At 70.1% G+C, this 19,086-nt stretch carries 17 protein-coding genes and 1 pseudogene; 12 read left to right on the top strand and 6 right to left on the bottom strand.

All coding sequences use genetic code 11. The features are described 5' to 3' along the window. The 3 genes and pseudogenes from ACWD3H_RS16045 to ACWD3H_RS16035 all read right to left on the bottom strand — a co-directional run. Positions 1 to 82: pseudogene (locus ACWD3H_RS16045) on the bottom strand (hypothetical protein); the annotation flags it as partial. Positions 83 to 100: 18 nt separating this feature from the next. Then, positions 101 to 1,216: an alanine dehydrogenase gene (gene ald / locus ACWD3H_RS16040; RefSeq protein ID WP_451955489.1), complete on the bottom strand. Its 1,116-nt coding sequence runs from the start codon at positions 1,214 to 1,216 to the stop codon at positions 101 to 103. Between the two features lie 70 nt (positions 1,217 to 1,286). Next, entirely contained in the window at positions 1,287 to 2,681 is a 1,395-nt protein-coding gene (locus tag ACWD3H_RS16035) for an aspartate aminotransferase family protein (protein WP_451955488.1), read from the bottom strand. Positions 2,682 to 2,977: 296 nt separating this feature from the next. Between ACWD3H_RS16035 and ACWD3H_RS16030 the strand changes: the two genes are divergently transcribed. The 5 genes from ACWD3H_RS16030 (at position 2,978) to ACWD3H_RS16010 (ending at position 9,810) form a co-directional block, all read left to right on the top strand. Beyond that, positions 2,978 to 4,324, top strand: a complete 1,347-nt coding sequence (locus ACWD3H_RS16030; protein WP_350921101.1) for a M20/M25/M40 family metallo-hydrolase — start codon at positions 2,978 to 2,980, stop codon at positions 4,322 to 4,324. Between the two features lie 250 nt (positions 4,325 to 4,574). Further along, positions 4,575 to 6,368, top strand: a complete 1,794-nt coding sequence (locus ACWD3H_RS16025) for a substrate-binding and VWA domain-containing protein (RefSeq protein WP_355617069.1) — start codon at positions 4,575 to 4,577, stop codon at positions 6,366 to 6,368. Positions 6,369 to 6,498: 130 nt separating this feature from the next. Then, positions 6,499 to 8,322, top strand: a complete 1,824-nt coding sequence (locus tag ACWD3H_RS16020) for a substrate-binding and VWA domain-containing protein (RefSeq protein ID WP_355551887.1) — start codon at positions 6,499 to 6,501, stop codon at positions 8,320 to 8,322. Further along, positions 8,322 to 9,053, top strand: a complete 732-nt coding sequence (locus ACWD3H_RS16015; protein WP_350921087.1) for a hypothetical protein — start codon at positions 8,322 to 8,324, stop codon at positions 9,051 to 9,053. Before ACWD3H_RS16020 ends, ACWD3H_RS16015 begins: the two co-directional genes overlap by 1 nt. 10 nt (positions 9,054 to 9,063) lie before the next feature. Next, positions 9,064 to 9,810, top strand: a complete 747-nt coding sequence (locus ACWD3H_RS16010; protein ID WP_355551891.1) for a PspA/IM30 family protein — start codon at positions 9,064 to 9,066, stop codon at positions 9,808 to 9,810. 134 nt (positions 9,811 to 9,944) lie between these two features. On the opposite strand, the gene ACWD3H_RS16005 is transcribed toward ACWD3H_RS16010, so the two are convergent. Next, positions 9,945 to 10,469 (bottom strand): cysteine dioxygenase family protein, encoded by a 525-nt coding sequence (locus ACWD3H_RS16005; protein ID WP_355551894.1) that lies wholly within the window; start codon positions 10,467 to 10,469, stop codon positions 9,945 to 9,947. 75 nt (positions 10,470 to 10,544) lie between these two features. Here ACWD3H_RS16005 and ACWD3H_RS16000 point away from each other — a divergent pair, with 75 nt between their 5' ends. Together ACWD3H_RS16000 and ACWD3H_RS15995 are read left to right on the top strand one after the other, a co-directional pair. Then, positions 10,545 to 11,420, top strand: a complete 876-nt coding sequence (locus ACWD3H_RS16000) for a LysR family transcriptional regulator (protein ID WP_350921080.1) — start codon at positions 10,545 to 10,547, stop codon at positions 11,418 to 11,420. A 93-nt stretch (positions 11,421 to 11,513) separates the two neighbouring features. Next, positions 11,514 to 12,158, top strand: a complete 645-nt coding sequence (locus ACWD3H_RS15995; protein ID WP_355551899.1) for a LysE family translocator — start codon at positions 11,514 to 11,516, stop codon at positions 12,156 to 12,158. A 32-nt stretch (positions 12,159 to 12,190) separates the two neighbouring features. On the opposite strand, the gene ACWD3H_RS15990 is transcribed toward ACWD3H_RS15995, so the two are convergent. Then, positions 12,191 to 13,144, bottom strand: coding sequence for an aldose epimerase family protein (locus ACWD3H_RS15990; protein ID WP_355617079.1), 954 nt, complete (start codon positions 13,142 to 13,144; stop codon positions 12,191 to 12,193). Positions 13,145 to 13,175: 31 nt separating this feature from the next. Then, positions 13,176 to 14,159, bottom strand: coding sequence for a LacI family DNA-binding transcriptional regulator (locus ACWD3H_RS15985; RefSeq protein WP_355551905.1), 984 nt, complete (start codon positions 14,157 to 14,159; stop codon positions 13,176 to 13,178). A gap of 257 nt (positions 14,160 to 14,416) precedes the next feature. Between ACWD3H_RS15985 and ACWD3H_RS15980 the strand changes: the two genes are divergently transcribed. Genes ACWD3H_RS15980 through ACWD3H_RS15960 form a run of 5 tightly spaced genes read left to right on the top strand, consistent with a single transcriptional unit; the run spans position 14,417 to position 19,086 of the window. Then, on the top strand, positions 14,417 to 15,331 hold the full coding sequence (locus tag ACWD3H_RS15980) for a carbohydrate ABC transporter permease (RefSeq protein WP_355551908.1): 915 nt from the start codon (positions 14,417 to 14,419) through the stop codon (positions 15,329 to 15,331). Next, a complete protein-coding gene (locus ACWD3H_RS15975; RefSeq protein WP_355617083.1) occupies positions 15,328 to 16,209 on the top strand; it encodes a carbohydrate ABC transporter permease in 882 nt (293 codons plus the stop codon). The genes ACWD3H_RS15980 and ACWD3H_RS15975 overlap by 4 nt, the downstream gene beginning before the upstream one ends. 48 nt (positions 16,210 to 16,257) lie before the next feature. Next, positions 16,258 to 17,142 (top strand): NAD-dependent epimerase/dehydratase family protein, encoded by an 885-nt coding sequence (locus ACWD3H_RS15970; protein ID WP_355551914.1) that lies wholly within the window; start codon positions 16,258 to 16,260, stop codon positions 17,140 to 17,142. Then, positions 17,142 to 18,014, top strand: coding sequence for a 5-dehydro-4-deoxyglucarate dehydratase (locus tag ACWD3H_RS15965; protein WP_451955487.1), 873 nt, complete (start codon positions 17,142 to 17,144; stop codon positions 18,012 to 18,014). The genes ACWD3H_RS15970 and ACWD3H_RS15965 overlap by 1 nt, the downstream gene beginning before the upstream one ends. Positions 18,015 to 18,021: 7 nt before the next feature. Next, the gene (locus ACWD3H_RS15960) at positions 18,022 to 19,086 is read left to right on the top strand and encodes a mandelate racemase/muconate lactonizing enzyme family protein (protein WP_451955486.1); all 1,065 of its coding nucleotides are present in this window, start codon (positions 18,022 to 18,024) and stop codon (positions 19,084 to 19,086) included.

The following is a 19,086-nucleotide window of genomic DNA, read 5'->3' as shown; positions in this document are numbered from 1 at the left end:
CCTGGCTGCGGGCCATGAGCGGGTTGATCACCCGGCCCACGGCGAACAGCCCGAGCAGCCGCCGCACGCGCACCTCACCGGTCGCCGGGTCGACGACGGCTCAGGCGGCGATGACCTCGGAGACCGGCGCGTAAGGCAGGTCGAGGGCGATGGCGACCTGCTCGTTGGTGAGCCGCCCCGCGTGGGTGTTGAGGCCCAGCGCGAGGGGGGCGTCCTGCTTGAGCGCGTCCTTCCAGCCGAGGCCGGCCAGCTTGACCGCGTAGGGCAACGTGGCGTTGGTCAGCGCGTAGGTGGAGGTGTTGGCGACCGAGCCCGGCATGTTGGCCACGCAGTAGAAGACCGAGTCGTGGACCCGGTAGGTCGGCTCGGCGTGCGTGGTCGGCCGGGAGTCCTCGAAGCAGCCGCCCTGGTCGATGGCGATGTCGACGAGCACGGAGCCCGGCCTCATGGAGGAGACCAGCTCGTTGGAAACGAGGGTCGGGGCCTTGGCACCGGGGATCAGCACGGCCCCGATGACCAGGTCGGCCGCCAGGACCTCCTTCTCGATCGCGTACGAGGTCGAGACGAGGGTCTTGAGACGGCCCTGGTAGATGGCGTCGACGAAGCGCAGGCGGTCGATGTTGAGGTCGAGGACCGTGACGTCCGCCCCCATGCCGACCGCGATCTGCGCGGCGTTGAGCCCGGCCACGCCGGCGCCGATGACGACGACCTTGGCGGGTGCCACGCCCGGCACGCCACCGGGCAGCACGCCGCGCCCGCCGTTGAACCGCATCAGGTTGTAGGCGCCGACCTGCGGGGCCAGGCGGCCCGCGACCTCGGACATCGGGGCGAGCAGCGGCAGGGTGTTGCCGACCTGGACCGTCTCGTACGCGATGGCGGTGACCTGCCGCTCCAGCAGGGCGTCGGCGCACTCGCGGCCGGCCGCGAGGTGCAGGTAGGTGAAGAGCACCTGGCCGGGGCGCATGCGGTGGTACTCCTCCGCGATGGGCTCCTTCACCTTGAGGATCATCTCCGCCTGACCCCACACCTCGTCGGCGGCGTCCAGGATCTTGGCTCCGGCGGAGCGATACTCCTCGTCACCGAGGTGCGAGCCGACGCCCGCGCCACGCTGAACGTAGACGTCGTGGCCGTGCCGGACAAGCTCGTACACACCTGCCGGGGTCGCGGCGACACGGTACTCATGGTTCTTGACCTCGGCAGGTACGCCGATCCTCATGGGAGTTCCTTTCGGGGTTTCAACGGGATGTCACGGTGAGCCTCGGTGAACCGTGCGCGGCCGCTCGCGCTCAGAGCCGGCTCCACGCCTCCGTCAGCACCGAGCGGAGGATGGACTCGATCTCGTCGAACTCCTTGGGGCCGCAGATGAGCGGCGGGGCGAGCTGGATGACCGGGTCGCCCCGGTCGTCGGCGCGGCAGTAAAGGCCCGCCTCGTACAGGGCGCCGGAGAGGAAGCCCCTGATGAGACGTTCCGACTCCTCGGTGTCGAAGGTCTCCTTGGTGGCCTTGTCCTTGACGAGCTCGACGCCCCAGAAGTAGCCGGAGCCGCGCACGTCGCCGACGATCGGCAGGTCGCGGAGGCGCTCCAGGGTGGAGCGGAAGACCGGCTCGTTGCGGGTGACATGACCGAGCAGGTCCTCCCGCTCGAACAGGTCGAGGTTGGCCAGCGCGACGGCCGAGGAGACCGGGTGGCCGCCGAAGGTGTAGCCGTGGGCGAACATCTCGGTGCCGTTCTTGAACGGCTCAAAGAGGCGATCGGAGGCGATCATGGCGCCGATCGGCGAGTAGCCGCTGGTCATGCCCTTGGCACAGGTGATGATGTCGGGGACGTAGTCGAACTTCTGCCCGCCGAACATGGTGCCGAGCCGGCCGAAGGCACAGATGACCTCGTCCGAGACGAGCAGGACGTCGTACTCGTCGCAGATCTCACGGAGGCGCTGGAAATATCCGGGCGGCGGCGGGAAGCAGCCGCCGGCGTTCTGCACCGGCTCGACGAAGACGGCGGCCACGGTGTCGGGGCCCTCCATCTCGATGGCGCGGGCGACGCGCTCGGCGGCCCAGTAGCCGTACTGCTCCGGTGTCATGCCGGGCACGCCGGTGATCTCGTCGGCGCGGTAGTGGTTGGTGTTGGGCACCCGGACCGAGCCGGGGACCAGCGGCTCGAACATCTGCTTGAAGGCGGGGATGCCGGTGATCGACAGGGCGCCCTGCGGGGTGCCGTGGTAGGCGATCTGGCGGCTGATGACCTTGTGCTTGAGCGGCTTGCCGGTCAGCTTGAAGTACTGCTTGGCGAGCTTCCACGCGCTCTCGACGGCCTCGCCCCCGCCGGTGGTGAAGAAGACCCGGTTGAGGTCGCCGGGGGTCTCGGCGGCGAGGCGCTGGGCCAGCTCGACCGCCTTGGGGTGCGCGTACGACCAGAGCGGGAAGAACGCCAGCTCCTGGGCCTGCTTGGCGGCGGCCTCGGCCAACTCGCTGCGGCCGTGTCCCGCCTGGACCACGAAGAGCCCGGCGAGGCCGTCGAGGTAGCGCTTGCCGTGCACGTCGTAGATGTAGGAGCCCTCACCCCTCACGATCATCGGCACCTCGGCACCCTCATACGAGCTGTGCCGGGTGAAGTGCATCCACAGGTTGTCCTGCGCGGCCTTCATGAGTGAGGTCACGTCGGTGTTTTCAGGGTGCTTCATCACGATCTTCCCTCGTTTAGCTGAGCTCTCAACAGTCTGCCTGCCAGAACCGCTCTTGCCAAGTGAAAACGTGGTATTGAAGTGTTTGGAGCGTCGAAATCCGCAAAACATATATGCAACAACGACGAAATCCGTCATCGGGCGATGGTGGCTGACAACGGCGCCCGAATCTTACCCAACCCCCTGTTCCACTTGGCGGAACCCTGGCGCGCCGACGCCACGTGCGAGCGCCTCCGCGTCGGCGGCTGTGATCCAATAGGTAGGACGGACCAGATATTCAGATGCGAGGGAAAGTCGTGACTCCTGACGAGATCGAGAACGCCGTCACCGCCGGCCTGCCCCAGGCGATCGCGGACCTCAAGAGGCTCGTCGCCATCCCCTCCGTGGCCTTCCCCGGCCACCCGGAGGAGCCCGTGCACGCGGCCGCCGCGCTGACCGAGGAACTACTGCGGAGCACCGGCCTGCCCCGCGTCCAGCAGATCCCCGTCGAGGGGAGCTTCCCCGCCGTCTACGCCGAGGCCCCCGCTCCGCCCGGCGCGCCGACCGTCCTGTTGTACGCGCACTACGACGTGCAGCCCACGGGTGACCTCGCGCTCTGGCGCACCCCGCCCTTCGAGCCGACGGAGATCGATGGCGCGATCCACGGTCGCGGCGCGGCCGATGACAAGTCGGGTGTCATCTCCCATGTCGCGGCGCTCCGCACCTTCCAGGGCCGCTTCCCGGTCGGCGTCAAGGTCATCATCGAGGGCCAGGAGGAGTACGCCGGCGAGCGCCTGGAGTCCTTCGTCGAGCGCAACCCCGAACTGTTCCGCGCCGACGCGATCGTGGTCGCCGACACCGGTAACCCCCGGGTGGGCGATCCGTCGGTGACGACCTCGCTGCGCGGTATGGGCGCCTTCACCATCGAGGTGCGCACCCTCAAGGAGTCGTTGCACAGCGGCTCGTTCGGCGGCGCCGCCCCGGATGCCCTCGCGGCGCTGATCCGGATGCTCGCCGCCCTGCACGACGACCACGGCGACATCCGCGTCCCCGGCCTGCCACGCGGCAGCTTCCTCGGCTCCGGCCCGTCGGAGGAGGACTTCCGGTCCACCGCGGGCGTGCTCGACGGCGTCTCCACCATCGGCTCGGGCTCGCTGGCCGACCGCCTGTGGGCCTCGTACGCGATCACGGTCACCGGCCTGGACGTGCCGCCGGTCTCCGGCGCCGTCAACGCGGTCCAGGCTGTCGCCAGGGCCCGGGTGACGGTACGGGTGCCCCCGGCCGGCGACCCGAAGACGACGATCGAGGCGGTCGTCGACTTCCTGCGGCAGGTCGCGCCCTGGGGCGTCCAGGTGGACGTCGGCGACTACACCATGGGCTCCGGCTACCTCGCCGACACCGGTGGCGCGGCCCGCTCCGCACTGAACCGGGCCATGGAACGCGCCTTCGGCCGCCCGCCGCGCGACGTCGGCGCCGGCGGCTCGATCCCGCTCGTCTCCACCTTCGCCAGGCAGTTCCCCGCCGCCGCGATCCTGCTCTTCGGCGCCGAGGACGACGACGCGGCGATCCACGCCCCCAACGAGCGGGTGAACATCGAGGAACTCCGCCGCACCGCCACCGCCGAGGCGCTCTTCCTCCAGGAGTACGGCTCCGCGACGGCCTGATCGCCGAAGACCCCGGCACGGCGCCCACGGGTGCGTGCCGGGGTCTCCGGGCGATCCGGAGGGGCGCCGCGCTCGGCCTGTTCGACGGGGTGAACGACCTGGACGGGGCGCTATCCGTTCGCGAGCGGATGCCCTGCCTCCTGCGGTGGCGGTGCTGCGCGGCCGGCTGTCCGGCTGAGTCCCGTCTTCTCCGGCTTTCCGAGGGCGCTACCGTCCGGCGAAAAATCGCCATTGGTCGTACGATCACCTCGTGGTCTACTCCCCCGCAAGACCCCGCCGGCGTGTCCTGCCGTACCTGCTCGCCGTGGTGCTCGCCATCGCTCTGATCGCCGGGCTGCGCTGGTACTTCAGCGGTGGCCCGGGGGACGAGCCGAACGGGCCCAGCGCCTGTTCCGGCGAGTCGACGCAGATCAGGGTGGCGTCCTCGCAGGACAAGATCTGGATCCTGCGCGAGGTCGCGAAGGACTACAGCGGCCGTACCGTGGCCGGGCGCTGCGCCGACGTGGTCATCGACGAGGCCAACTCCGGCACCGCGATGCGGGCGCTGGCCAAGGGGTGGGACGAGAAGACCGACGGCAGCCGGCCGGACGTCTGGTCCCCCGCCGCGTCGGCGTGGGTGACGCTGCTGCGCCAGCAGGCCTCCAACACCGACGGCACCGTACCCGTCGCCGACGGCAAACCGAGCCCGATCGTCACCGCGCCCCTGGTCTTCGCGATGCCCAAGCCGATGGCCCAGGCGCTGGGCTGGCCCGGCAAGGCGATCGGCTGGTCGGAGCTGGCCGAGCTGGCGGCCGCCCCGCAGGGGTGGGCGAAGTACGGCCACCCCGAGTGGGGCCGGTTCAAGCTGGGCAAGACCAACCCCAACTTCTCCACCAGCGGCCTGAACGCCACCATCGGCGCCTACTTCGCCGCCACCGGCACCACCTCGGACCTGACGGCCCGTGACGTGGCCGACCCGAAGACCCGGCGCTTCGTCCAGGGGGTGGAGCAGTCGATCGTGCACTACGGCGACATCTCCATGACGTTCCTGGGCAACCTGCTGCGCGCGGACGACCGGGGCGAGTCGATGGCCTACATCTCCGCGATCACCGTCGAGGAGAACTCGGTCACCGACTACAACCGGGGCAACCCCTCGGGCAACCCGGCCACCCTGGGCCGGCACGCCCCGCCGCGCACCCCGCTGGTAGCGGTCAACCCCAAGGAGGGCACGCTCTACTCCGACCACCCCTACGTGCCGCTGACCTGGATGGACGCGGCCAAGAAGGCGGTCGCCGACGACTTTTTGACCTACCTGCACAGCCCCGAGGCGCAGGCGAAGTTCCAGGCGTACGGCTACCGCTCCTTCGAGGGCAAGCCCGGCCCGCAGGCCACCGAGCAGAACGGCGTCATACCCGACGCCAAGATCACCACGCTGAGCCCACCCACCCCTGTCGTCCTGGACAAGGTCCTGCAGAGCTGGTCGGAGCTGCGCAAGAGGGCCAACGTGCTGATCGTGGTGGACAAGTCCGGCTCGATGGAGGAGGAGGCGTCCGGCACCGGCGAGACCCGCCTGGAACTGGCCAAGAAGGCGGCGATCAACGCGCTGCCCCAGTTCCGGGGGGATGACAAGGTCGGCCTGTGGGCCTTCTCCACCGCGCAGGACGGCGAGAAGGACTATCTGGAACTGGTCCCGATCGACAGGGTGTCGAGGATCGGTGGCGCTCTCCGCGACCAGTTGAACGGGCTGACCGCCGGGGGTGGAACCGGGCTGTACGACACCACGCTGGCGGCCGTCGAACGGATGCGCGGCGCCAAGGACGAGGGGGCGATCAACGCGGTGGTCTTCCTCACCGACGGCAAGAACGAGAAGAACGGCGGCAGTGATCTGGACAACCTGCTCGGCAGGCTCAACCCGGAGGTGCGGCTGTTCACCATCGGATACGGCGAGGGCGCGGATCAGGGGGTGCTCAAGCGGATCGCCGAGGCCACCGACGGGGCCGCCTACGACTCGTCCCGGGCGGACACCATCGACCAGGTCTTCACCAGCGTGATCTCCAACTTCTGACCGCTACGACTTCTCGAAGACCTCTGGGCGTGGAGGCCTCCGGGCGTGGAGAACGAAGACTTTTGACCGTGGAGAACTCCGAAGGCGGTTCATTCGTCGGACAAGTACAGATATCCCCCGGGAGGCAGGGTTGTACCAGCAGCCGCAGCGACGGCGTAGGAACTTCGCCCCGTTCATCGTCGCGATCATTCTCGCCGGAGCTCTGATCGTCGCCCTGCGGATCTTCGTCGGCGCGAACGAACCCGGAGGGTCGGGCGCGTCGGAGGCCGGCGAGCAGCCCAAGGCGTGCGACGACGGCGTCACCCTGACCGTCGCCGCCTCGTCGGAGAAGGCCGAGCTGCTCAGGAAGATCGCCTCCGGCTACAGCGGCAGGACCGTGGAAGGGCGCTGCGCCGACGTCGTCATCGAGACCAAGGCGAGCGGCGGCGCGCTGCAGGCCCTGGCCAGGGGCTGGGACGAGCGGCAGGACGGCCCCCGCCCCGACGTGTGGTCACCCGCCAGCAGCGGCTGGGTCACCCTGCTCCAGCAGCGCGTCGCGGGAAAGGACGCCGGCTCCCTGGTCGCCGCCGAGAACCCGTCGATCGCCAAGACGCCCCTGGTCGTGGCGATGCCCATGCCGATGGCCCAGGCGCTGGGCTGGCCGGGCAAGAAGCTCGGCTGGTCGGACCTGCTCGCCGTGTCGGCCGGGTCGTGGGCGAAGTACGGCCACCCCGAGTGGGGCCGGTTCAAGCTGGGCAAGACCAACCCCAACTTCTCCACCAGCGGCCTGAACGCCACGGTCGGCGCCTACTTCGCGGCGACCGGCCTGTCCGGCGACCTGTCGGAGAAGAACGTGGCCGACGCCAAGACCAGGGACTTCGTACGGGACGTGGAGCGTTCGATCGTGCACTACGGCGACACGACGCTGACGTTCCTGTCCAACCTCCAGCGGGCCGACGACGCGGGCGCGGGCCTGAGCTACATCTCCGCGGTGGCGGTGGAGGAGAAGTCGGTCTGGGACTACAACCAGGGCAACCCGACCGGTGACCCCGCGACGCTGGGCAAGCACGCCAAGCCCAAGGTGCCGCTGGTGGCGATCTATCCCAAGGAGGGCACGCTCTACTCCGACAACCCGTACGCGGTGCTGACCGCCTCGTGGGTCGACGACGCCAAGCGGGCGGTGGCGGCCGACTTCCTGGCGCACCTGCAGGCCCCCGAGCAGCAGGCGCGGTTCGCCGAGTTCGCCTTCCGCTCCTACGACGGCAAGGCGGGCAAGCTGATCACCCAGGCGAACGGGCTGCTGCCCGCCGAGCCGAAGACGACCCTCAGCCCGCCCGCGCCGAACGTGCTCGACAAGGTGCTCACCAGCTGGGCCGACCTGCGCAAGCCCGCGAACGTCCTCATGGTCATCGACGTCTCCGGCTCGATGGGCGCCACCGTGCCCGGTACCGGCAAGAGCAAGCTCGACCTGGCCAAGCAGGCCGCGATCAACGCGCTGCCCCAGTTCGCCTCGCACGACAAGGTCGGGCTGTGGATGTTCTCCACCAAGCGTGACGGCGACAAGGACCACCTGGAGCTGGCCTCGCTCTCCGCCGTCGACGACGCCCAGCGCAAGAAGCTGCGCGCCAGGCTTGAGGGCCTGACCCCCGACGGCGGCACCGGCCTGTACGACACCGCCCTCGCCGCCCACGAGCGGGTACGGAAGCTGCGGAGCGGTGACGCGATCAACGCGGTGGTCTTCCTGACCGACGGCAAGAACGAGGACCCCGACAGCCTCTCCCTGGAGAACCTGCTGCCTGAACTGCGCACCGAACCCGGCCAGGAGACGGTACGGATGTTCACCATCGCCTACGGCCAGGACGCCGACCTCGACGTGCTGCGCAAGATCTCCGAGGCGACCAGCGCCGCCGCGTACGACTCTCGCAAACCTGGAAGTATCGACCAGGTGTTCACCGCAGTGGTATCCAACTTCTGATGGCACGCTTCGTCGACGAACTCAAGGACCCATGGGGCCTGCTGCTGGCCGCGACCGCCGGCGGCGCCGCGTGGGCCGTCAGCGTGCACCCGGTCGCCGCCGGATTCGTCGGCGTCGTCGTCTGGCTGGCCAAGGCCGGGATCTCGGCGTTACCGGAGCGCGGGAGCCGCGACCGGCCCGCCGTCACCCCCGGCAGCCAGGAGGAGTACTGGCTGAGACGGGCGGGATCCGCCGCCTACGGCTTCGCCGAGCTGAGCGCCTCGATGGGGCAGGGCCCGCTGGCCGAGCGGATCGCGCTGATGCGCCCCCAGGTGGACGACTCGACGGCCACCCTGGAGCGGCTGGCCGAGCAGGCCTCGCTCACCGGCACCGCGCTGGCCAGGTTCGACCTCGACAAGCTCGGCCACGAGCAGGCCCGGCTGACCCGAGCCCGCGCGGAGGCCAGGAAGGACCTGGTCGCGGACCTCGACCGCGCCCTCGCCTCGCTGGCCTCCCAGCGGGCCGTGGTCGACCGGCTCGCCTCGGCCCGCGAGCAGGTGCTCGCCCGGATGGAGTCGAGCGCCATCAGCATCGAGGAGCTCCTCGCCCGCGTGGTGGAGCTGTCGGCGGTGTCGGCGAACGGCCGGCTGGAGCCGACCCGGGTGCTGGACGAGCTCGCCGACGCCCTCGAAGGAGTCCGCCAGGGCCTCCACGAAACCGAGCAGATCACGCGCGACGCGCTGGATCGATAAGGAGCCCCCCATGTTCAAGGTCATCCGTAGGGCCTGGCGTTACCTGGTCTTCGCCCTCTCCGGACGGCTGGACGAGCTGTCCGACCCCCGCGTCCAGATCGAGCAGGCCATCGCGGAGGCCAAGGAGCAGCACCAGCGGCTGAGCCAGCAGGCCGCCTCGGTCATCGGCAACGAGCGCGAGATGGAGATGAAGCTCGCCCGCTCGATGGAGGAGACCGGGAAGCTCCAGGCCAACGCCCGCCAGGCCCTCCTGCTGGCCGAGCAGGCGCGGGCCGCGGGCGACGAGCGCAAGGCCCTGTCGTACGAGGACTCGGCCCGCGCCTTCGCCTCCCGCCTGGTGGCGGCCGAGGCCGCGCAGCAGGAGTCGCAGCTGACGTACGAGCGGGCCAGGCAGTTCTCCGCCCAGGCGCGCGCCGCGGTCGAGAACAACGCGATGGCCCTGCAGAAGAAGATCGCCGAGCGGATGCGGCTGCTCTCCCAGCTCGACCAGGCCAAGGTCCAGGAGGAGCTCAACAAGGCCATGGGTGATCTGTCCGGGCTCACCCCCGCCGGTGAGACGCCCACCCTGGACCAGGTCCGCGACAAGATCGAGAAGCGCTACGCCCGCGCACTCGGCGAGGCCGAGCTGACCTCGGGCTCCGTCGAGGCCCGCATGATCGAGGTCGAGCGCGCCGCCATCGACGTCGAGGGCGCGGCCCGCCTGGAGGCCATCAGGGAGAGCCTGAACACCGACAGGAAGCCCGAGATCGGGAAGTAGACGGACACTCCCAGGTGACAGTCACGGACACGCTCGGGGGCACTCTCGCCGGACCGGCCTCGCGACGAACGTACGATCAGGGCGGGGGTGCCCGCTCGACGGAGTCACGATCGCGGACCTGCTCCCGGCGTGGTTCAGCGAACGGGCAGGTCGTAGACGCGCCGCACGCTGGTGGGGGCGGCGCTGAGGTCGGCCCCGTAGATGTGCAGCGAGACGGCCGTCTCGTCCCCCGTGTTGTGGACGCGGTGGATGTCGCCGGGCGGGGCGAAACCACTGACCTCTCCGGTCCGGTTGGCGGTCCTGCCGATCTCGGTCAGGTGGTCGCCGTGGTCGCGGTAGAGGGTCTCGTACTCGACACCCCGCAGCACGCCGAACACGCACCAGGCGATGTGGTCGTGGATCGCGGTCTGCTGACCGGGCCGCCAGACCACGGCCACGATCGAGAAGCTCTCCTCGGCGTGGAGGGTGTGGCCGACGTAGCCGTCGGGGTCGCCGAGACGCTCCTCCTCGGTGAGAATCTCGGGGGACGGCAGCCGTTCACGCAGCAGGTCGGCCACCGCGAAGGCGGTCGCCCGGGGGTCGGCGGACGGATCGACGAGTGCCCTGACCCCCTCGACGATCTCGGCCAGGCCCGGACGGGTGCGCGTCAACGTCTTCATGGCCCCAGGATGCGCTTGGGGGATACATAACGTCTAATGCCCATTTTCCCGTTCATTCATCGATAAAGTTAATACATGCTCGATATCGTGCGGCTTCGTGTCCTCGCCGCGGTGGCCCGGCACGGCTCGGTGACCGCGGCGGCCAGGGAACTGCACTACTCCCAGCCCTCAGTCAGCCACCACCTCGCGAAGCTCGAAGCCGAGACCGGGGCCAAGCTGATCCAGCGGGTCGGCCGGGGCATCCGGCTGACCGAGGCGGGCCGTCTGCTGGCCGAGCGGGCCACCGAGATCATCGGCCGCCTCGACTCCGCGGCCGCCGAGTTGTCGGCGCACGTGGGCCTGCGCGCCGGGCGGGTCAGGCTGGCCGCCTTCCCCTCCGCCCTGGGCACGTTCGTGCCGCAGGCCGCCGCCGCCCTCGCCAGGGAGCACCCCGGCCTGGAGCTGCGACTGACCGAGACCGAGCCTCCTGACGCGCTGCGCATGCTCCGGGCGGGCTACGTGGACGTGGCGGTCATCTTCCGCTTCGAAGGCACCGACCCCGAGGAGGACGGGATCCGCCTGCTGCACCTGCTGGACGACACCAGCTACCTGGTCACCTCCGGCCAGAGCGACGGCAGTGGCGATCTGGCCTCGCACCGCGACTCCCGGTGGATCGGCGGCTGCGACCGGTGCCGCAGCCACCTGCTGGAACTGTGCGCCAGGGCGGGCTTCGAGCCGGAGATCGCCTTCACGACCGACGACGCCGTCGCGGTCCAGGCCCTGGTCGCCGCCGGGATCGGGGTGACCGCCCTGCCGAGGCTCGCCCTGCAGGCCCACCGGCACCCGGGGGTCACCGTGATCGAACTGCCCGGCTCGACCCGCCGCGTCTACGCCGCCACCTATGGCGAGCCCCCCGACCCGCCGGCCACCGCCGCCCTGCTGGCCACCCTGACCTCGGTGACCCGCCCGTAGGGAGACCGACCTGGTGGGGGCCCGCCTCCGCGGTATCGGCACCCGGCGGAAACCCGTTGGTCACCGGGCATCGGGCGAGCCTAGGATCTCGACATGCCTGATCTGACAATGGTCGCCCTCTTTGTGGCGGCTACCCTCGCCCTGCTGCTCGTGCCGGGGCCCGCGGTGCTCTATATCGTGACCCGCAGCATCGCCCAGGGCCGGAGCGCCGGGCTGGTGTCGGTGCTGGGGATCCACCTCGGTTCCCTGGTCCACGTGGCCGCCGCGGCCCTGGGCATCAGCGCCCTGCTGGCCGCCTCGGCGACCGCGTTCGCGGTGGTCAAGTATCTGGGCGTGGCCTACCTGGTCTGGCTGGGCGTCCGCAAGCTGATGACCCGTCCCGACCCGGACGGGGTGGCCGAGCCGCCGGTCGCGACGAGAAGCAGGATCTTCTGGGAGGGCTTCGTGGTCAACGTGCTCAACCCGAAGACCGCGATCTTCTTCCTCGCCTTCCTCCCCCAGTTCACCGATCCGGCCGCCGGCCCGATCGCCCCGCAGATCGTGCTCCTCGGCCTGATCTGGATCGCCCTCGGCATGGCCAGTGACGGTGCCTACGCCCTGCTCTCCTCGGCCATGGCCGGTCGCCTGCGCCGCTCGGCCCGCGCCCGCCGCCGCCTCGACGTCACCAGCGGCCTGGTCTACCTCGGCCTGGGCGCCGTGGCCGCGTTCACCGGCGAGAGCGCCGCGGCAAAGGCCTGAGCCCTCGTCCCGCCCTCCAGAGGGCGGGAGACTCAGCGGAAGCGGTAGGTCGTGGTGGAGGTGAACTCCTCGCCGGGGCGCAGGACCGTGGAGGGGAAGTGGTCCTGGTTGGGCGAGTCGGGGAAGTGCTGGGTCTCCAGGCAGAGGCCGGCGTGCCTGCCGTACGCGGTGGCGATGCCGTCCAGCATGTTGCCGGAGTAGAACTGCACGCCGGGCTCGGTGGTGGAGACCTCCATGACGCGCCCGCTGACCGGTTCGCCGACCTCGATGCCGCCGCGCAGCACGTAGCAGTGGTCGTAGCCACCCCCCAGCAGCGGATCGTCGATCCTGTCGCCGATCTCCCGCGGGGTCGTGAAGTCGAACGGGGTGCCCGCCACCGGGGCCAGCTCACCGGTCGGAATCTTGGTGGAGTCGACGGGGAGATAGCGGTCGGCGTCGATCCGGATCACGTGCTTGAGGATGTCGCCGCCCCCGGCGAGGTTGAAGTAGGAGTGGTTGGTCAGGTTCAGCACCGTCGGCGCGTCGGTGAACGCGCGGTAGTCCAGCCTTAGCGCGTCCTCGGTCAGCGTGTAGGTGAGCGAGACGGTCAGCATGCCCGGATAGCCCTCCTCACCGTTGAGGCTGACATATTCCAGCGTGATGGCCGAGGTGGAGACCTCGGTCACCCGCCACACCCGGTTGGAGAAGCCGCCGGGGCCGCCGTGCAGGCTGTTGGGGTCGTTGTTGACCGGCAGTTCGTGGTCACGGCCGTCGAGGGTGAAACGCCCGTTCGCGATGCGGTTTCCGTACCGGCCGACCACGGCGCCGAAGTAGCGGCTGCGCGTCAGGTAGTCGTCGAGACCGGTGTAGCCGAGGACCACGTCGACGCCGTGGACCTCCAGCGACTGCAGGATCGCCCCGTAGCTGAGGATCGAGGCGCGCATCGGCCCGTTCGACAGCACGTGCCGCTCGACGTGCTCCCCCGTCGGGGTGATTCCGAAGTTCATCAAAAAACCTCCAGCGTGGAGACCTGGAGCCTCAGCCCCGAGGGAAAAGCGCGGCACGGTCTGTGGATTCGCGGACGACCAGGTGGGTGTCGAGAGTCGCCAGGGTGGGGGTGGCGCCCTCGTCGAAGGACTGCAGCAGCAGGTCCACCGCCATCCGCCCGGCGGCGGCCGTGGGCATGGCCACGCTGGTCAGCTTGGGCCGGTTCAGCCGCCCGGCCACTATGTCGTCGACGCCGACCACGCTGATGTCATCGGGGACGCGCACGCCCCGTTCGTACAGCCCCTCGATGAGCCCGATGGCCACCAGGTCGTTGTAGGCGAGCACGCCGGTCACGCCCGAGGCGATCACCTCCTCGGCGACGGCGAGGCCGCCCCGCTCGGTGGGCGCGTTCGGGCCGAGGATCACCAGCTCGACGCCGTCCATCGCGGTCGCCGCGGCACGCATCTCACCGCTGGTCCACGAGCCGCTCGGCCCGGACAGCAGGGCGATCCTGCGGTGGCCGAGCCCGGTCAGGTGCTCGATGGCGAGGCGGGCGCCCTGGCCCACGTCCATCAGTATCGTCGGCATGCCCTTCACCCTCCGGTTGACCACCACGAACGGCACCTCGGCGTGGAGACGCTCTATGACCCGGTTGGAGAGCCGCGGGCTGCAGAGCAGGACCCCGTCCACCTGCTTGGCGAGGGTCTGGATCAGCTCCTCCTCGACCTGCGGATCCTCATCGGTGTCGGCGACGAACACGTGGTAGTCGCGGGCTCTGGCCTGCGCCTGGGCGGCCTTGATCAGCGGCGGGAAGAACGGGTTGGAGATATCTGCGACGATGAGGCCGATGTTGTGGGTCCTGCCGGTGGTGAGTGCCCGCGCGGCGCGGTTGGGCCGGTAGCCGAGGTCCTCGGCGACGGCGAGCACGCGGTTGCGGGTCTCGGCGTTCACCAGGTGCGGCGCCGAGAAAGTGCGGGACACCGTCGAGACGTGCACTCCCGACGCCCGCGCCACATCTCTGATCGTCGCTGCCACCGCACTCCTCCGTCATGGCCCTTCACCGGCCCCTGAGCACATTAGTGCAAGCGGTTGCGTAACTGTCAACGCCGGAACCGGACCGGGATCGAGCCCCGCAGCAGGGCACCCGGGGCCATGAAAGTTGCAAATAACGAAAAATCCGCAGATAAGCGGTGGTTTACAAAATTGGGCCCTTGACGTTGCCGGGATATGTCCGCCATGTTTCATGCAACCGGTTGCAGCCCCTGACGCCGACTCGGAAGGAGTTGCCGGCGATGGCAATCACCACGGCGAATCCCCGGATACGCCGCCGCCTGGGCCGCGCGGCCAGGACCCCCTACCTGCTGATCGCCCCCGCGGTGATCGCGATGCTCGGCTTCCTCGTCTACCCGATGGCCAGCGTCGTCTACTACAGCCTGCAGACCTACAACGTCACCAAACCCTGGGACAACGGCTTCGCCGGCCTCGACAACTTCCGCAGGCTGCTGTTCGAGGACCCGCTGTTCTGGCAGAGCCTCGGCTTCAGCCTCAAGTGGGTCGGCGTCGAGGTGTTCCTGCAACTGGTGTTCGGGCTGGTCCTGGCGCTGATCGTGAACGAGACCTTCGTCGGCCGTGGCCTGGCCCGGGCGACCGTGTTCTCCCCGTGGGCGGTCTCCGGGGTGCTGACCACCGGCATCTGGATCCTGCTCTACAACCCGACGACCGGCGTCTCCCGCTACCTCGCCGACCTCGGCCTCATGCAGTACGGCGCCGCGCCGCTGGCCAACCCCGACACCGTCTTCTGGGCGGCCGTGCTCGCCGAGCTCTGGCGCGGAGTGCCGTTCTTCGCGATCCTGCTCCTGGCCGACCTGCAGAGCATCTCCAAAGAGCTCTACGAGGCGGCCTCGGTGGACGGCGCCTCACGGATGCGGCGGTTCGTCCACATCACGCTGCCGCACCTCAAGGACGCGATCATCCTGTCCACGCTGCTGCGCTGCGTGTGGGAGTTCAACAACGTCGACCTGCTCTACACGCTGACCGGCGGCGGCCCGGCGCACGCGACCACCACACTGCCGCTGTACGTGGCGGCCAAGGCGGTGCAGTCCCACGACTTCGGGTACGGCTCGGCGCTGACCACCGCCGCCTTCCTGATCCTGACCTTCTTCTCGATCGCCTACCTGCGGCTGAGCAAGTTCGGAGCGAAGTCATGACACTCCAGACGGCCGAACGGCCGCGCCTGGCCCCGTCCGCGCTCGCGCCGCGTACCGGCCGCAAGGAGAAGGGGAAGGCCGGCCGGTGGGAGATCTGGGTCCCCCTCGGGCTCTACCTGCTGTTCACACTGGTCCCCTTCTACTGGATGCTGGTCTTCGCGTTCCGGCCCAGGGGATCGACCTCGCTGCTGCCCTGGCCGATCACGTTCGACAACTTCGCGACGGTCTGGAACGACCTGAGCTTCGCGGTCTTCTTCAAGAACAGCCTGATGGTGGGCGTCGCCTCCCTGGTCATGACGACCGTGGTCGCGCTGGCCGGCGGCTACGCCCTGGCCAGGTACGAGTTCCGCGGCCGGAAGCTGTTCATGGTCGGGATGCTCTGCACCCAGTTCATCCCCGGCGCGATGATGCTGATCCCGCTCTTCGAGATCTTCCGGGTCCTCGGCCTGGTCAACTCGCTCTGGAGCCTGGTGATCGCCGAGACGGTCTTCCAGCTGCCGCTCTCCCTCATCCTGATCAGCGGCTTCATCAGGAACGTCCCGGTGGAGCTGGAGCAGGCCGCCTGGGTGGACGGCTGCGGCCGACTGCGCGGCTTCTTCGCCGTGGTGCTGCCGCTGCTGCGCCCCGCCCTGGTCGCGGTCGGCTCGTTCGCCTTCATCCACAGCTGGAACAACTTCCTGTTCGCGCTGATGTTCGTCAGCGAGCAGGAGAAGTTCACGGTGCCCGTCGGCCTCGCGTACACCCTGGGCGAGTTCAGCGTGGACTTCGGCGCCCTGGCCGCGGGCGGCGTCGTCGCCGCCGTACCGGTGGTGCTGGTCTTCGCGGTGATCCAGCGCTACCTGGTACAGGGCATGTCCGCCGGGGCGGTGAAGGGATGAGTCCCCTGGCGGCGAATCCCCTGTCGACTAAGGAACGGTGAGCGACCGATGACACGAACTCTCGTCACCGGGAGCGCCGGGCGGCTGGGCCGGAGCGTGGTCACCGCGCTGGCCGACGCCGGACACGAGGTGATCGGCGTGGACACCGCGCCGGGCACCCCCTCGGCGGCCGCCACGGTGCTCCCCGCCGACCTGACGGACCTGGGTGAGTCCTTCGAGGTGATGGCCAGGTTCCGGCCGGACGCCGTGGTGCACCTGGCCGCGATCGCCACCCCGTTCAGCAGGACCGACGCCTTCACCTACCGGGTCAACACCCAGCTGGCGTTCAACGTCTGCGAGGCGGCCGCCGGGGTCGGGGTCGAGCGGATCGTGGTCGCCAGCAGCCCCACGGTCATCGGGTACGGCACGGACCGCTGGGTGCCCTCCTACCTGCCGCTCGACGAGGACCATCCGGTCGCGCCGTGGAACGCCTACAGCCTGTCCAAGCTGGTCGCCGAGCAGGTGATGGCCACGTTCGCGCGCAGTTCGAAGGCGAGGTTCGCGGCCGTGCGGCCCTGCTTCGTCGTCGCCCCGGAGGAGTGGGCGGGCGCGCCCACCCAGTCGGGGCACACGATCGCCGAACGGCTGGACCGGCCGGAGATCGCGGGGACGTCGCTGTTCAACTACATCGACGCCCGTGACGCCTCCGACATGGTGCTGACCCTGCTGGACAGGCTGCCCGAACTGCCGAGCGGCGAGGTGTTCTTCGCGGGCGCGGCCGACGCGCTGGCCCGCGAGCCGCTGGCCGAACTCCTCCCCCGCGTCAACCCCGCGACCGCCGGACTCGCGGAGAAACTGACCGGCTCGACGCCTGCCTTCTCCTCGGCCAAGGCCGGGCGACTGCTCGGCTGGCAGGCGAAGCGGAGCTGGCGCACCGAGATTGGAGCCCTGTGATGAACCTCAGCGGAGTGCTGTTCTTTCCCGTCACCCCGTTCCGCGCCGACGGCTCGGTGGCCGGTGACGTACTGGCCGAGCATGTGGGGCGCGGGCTGGAGCACGGTCCCGGCGGGGTCTTCGTGGCCTGCGGAACCGGCGAGTTCTCCGCGCTCTCGGAGGCGGAGCACGCCGAGGCGGTGCGGGTCGCGGCCGAGACCGTGAACGGCCGGGTGCCGGTGCTGGCGGGAGCGGGAGGGCCGATCGGCACCGCGCTCGCCCAGGCCAGGGCGGCCAGGGACGCGGGCGCCGACGGGCTGCTGCTCATGCCGCCCTACCTGGTGAACGGTACGCGCGAGGGCTACTCGGCGTACGTCTCGGCGGTCGCCGGGGTGCTGCCCACGATCATCTACCAGCGCGGCTCGGTGGTACTGGCCCCCGAGCAGGCGGTCGAGCTGTCCCGGATCCCCGGTGTGATCGGGATCAAGGACGGCGTCGGCGACATCGACCGCATGCAGCGGACGGTGCTGGCGGTGCGGGAGGAACGGCCCGGCTTCCTGTTCTTCAACGGCCTGCCGACGGCCGAGCTGACCATGCCGGCCTACCGCGGCATCGGGGTGGAGCTGTACTCCAGCGCGGTCTTCTGCTTCGCCCCCGAGATCGCCACCGCCTATCTGGGCGGCGACGAGCGGCTGATCAGGGAGTTCTACGCCCCCCTGGTCCGGCTCCGCGACCGGGTTCCCGGTTACGCGGTCTCGCTGGTCAAGGCCGGGGTACGGCACCGCGGCCTGGATGTCGGCGGGGTACGACCGCCGCTGGTCGACCCCTCTGCCGAGCACGTGGCGGAGCTCGCCGGGCTGATCAAGTCCGGCCTGGCCCTGATCGGGCGGTGAGCGGCCGATGACCGCGCGGCCAGTGATCACCTCCCTGGAGGCGACGCTGCGGACCGTGGCGCTGCCGCGGCCGTGGGGTGCCGACGTGCCCGCCAACCACGTGGTCGTCGTACGGCTGACGCTGGCCGACGGACGGAGCGGGACCGGGTTCTCCTGGACCCCGCAGATCGGGGCCCGGGCGGTACGGGCCCTGCTGGACGGCGAGATCGGCGAGGCCGTCGTCGGCCTGGAGCCGCACCCGGAGGTCGTCTGGGACCGGCTCTGGCGGCACCTGCGCGAGGCGGGCGGCGGCGGGCTCACCACGATCGCGATGGCCGGGGTCGACCTGGCGCTGTGGGACCTGCGCTGCGGCGAGGCGGGACTGGTCGACACGCTCGGGCGGCGCCGTGACAGCGTGCCGGTGTACGGCAGCGGCGTGAACCTGCACTACTCGATGGAGGAACTCGTCGCGCAGGCCGGGCGGTGGCGGGCCGCGGGCCACCCGGCGGTCAAGGTCAAGGTGGGCCGCGACTCGCTGGCCGAGGACGTGGCGCGGGTCGCCGCGGTCCGCGAGGTGATCGGGCCGGACACGCTGCTCATGGTGGACGCCAACCAGCGCTGGGACCTGCCTCGGGCCCGGCGGGCGATCGCCGCCCTGGCGGAGTACGGACTGCACTGGGTGGAGGAGCCGCTGCCCGCCGACGACGTGACCGGGCAGGCCCGGCTCCGCTCCTGCGTCGAGGTCCCGATCGCCGTGGGAGAGAGCGCCTACTCCGTCTACGACTTCCGGGACCTGCTCCTCGCCGGGGCCTGCGACGTCCTGCAGCCGAACGTGGTGCGGGTCGGCGGGATCACCCCGCTGCTCAGGATCGCCGAGCTGGCCAGGACGTTCGGGGTGCCCGTCTACCCGCACCTGCTGCCGGAGATCTCCGGGCAGCTCGCCCTGGCCCTGCCGCTGCCGTGCATGACCGAGGAGGTCGAGGACGCCTCCTTCGCGGCGCTCGGCCTGATCGAAGAGCCCTACCCGGTCTCGGTGGAGAAGGGCGAGTTGCGCGCCGGAGACCACCGGGGCCTTGGACTGCGATGGAGGTGA

The sequence above is a fragment of the Streptosporangium sp. NPDC002607 genome (assembly GCF_053592655.1).
This window is presented reverse-complemented; position numbering and strand designations above follow the sequence as displayed.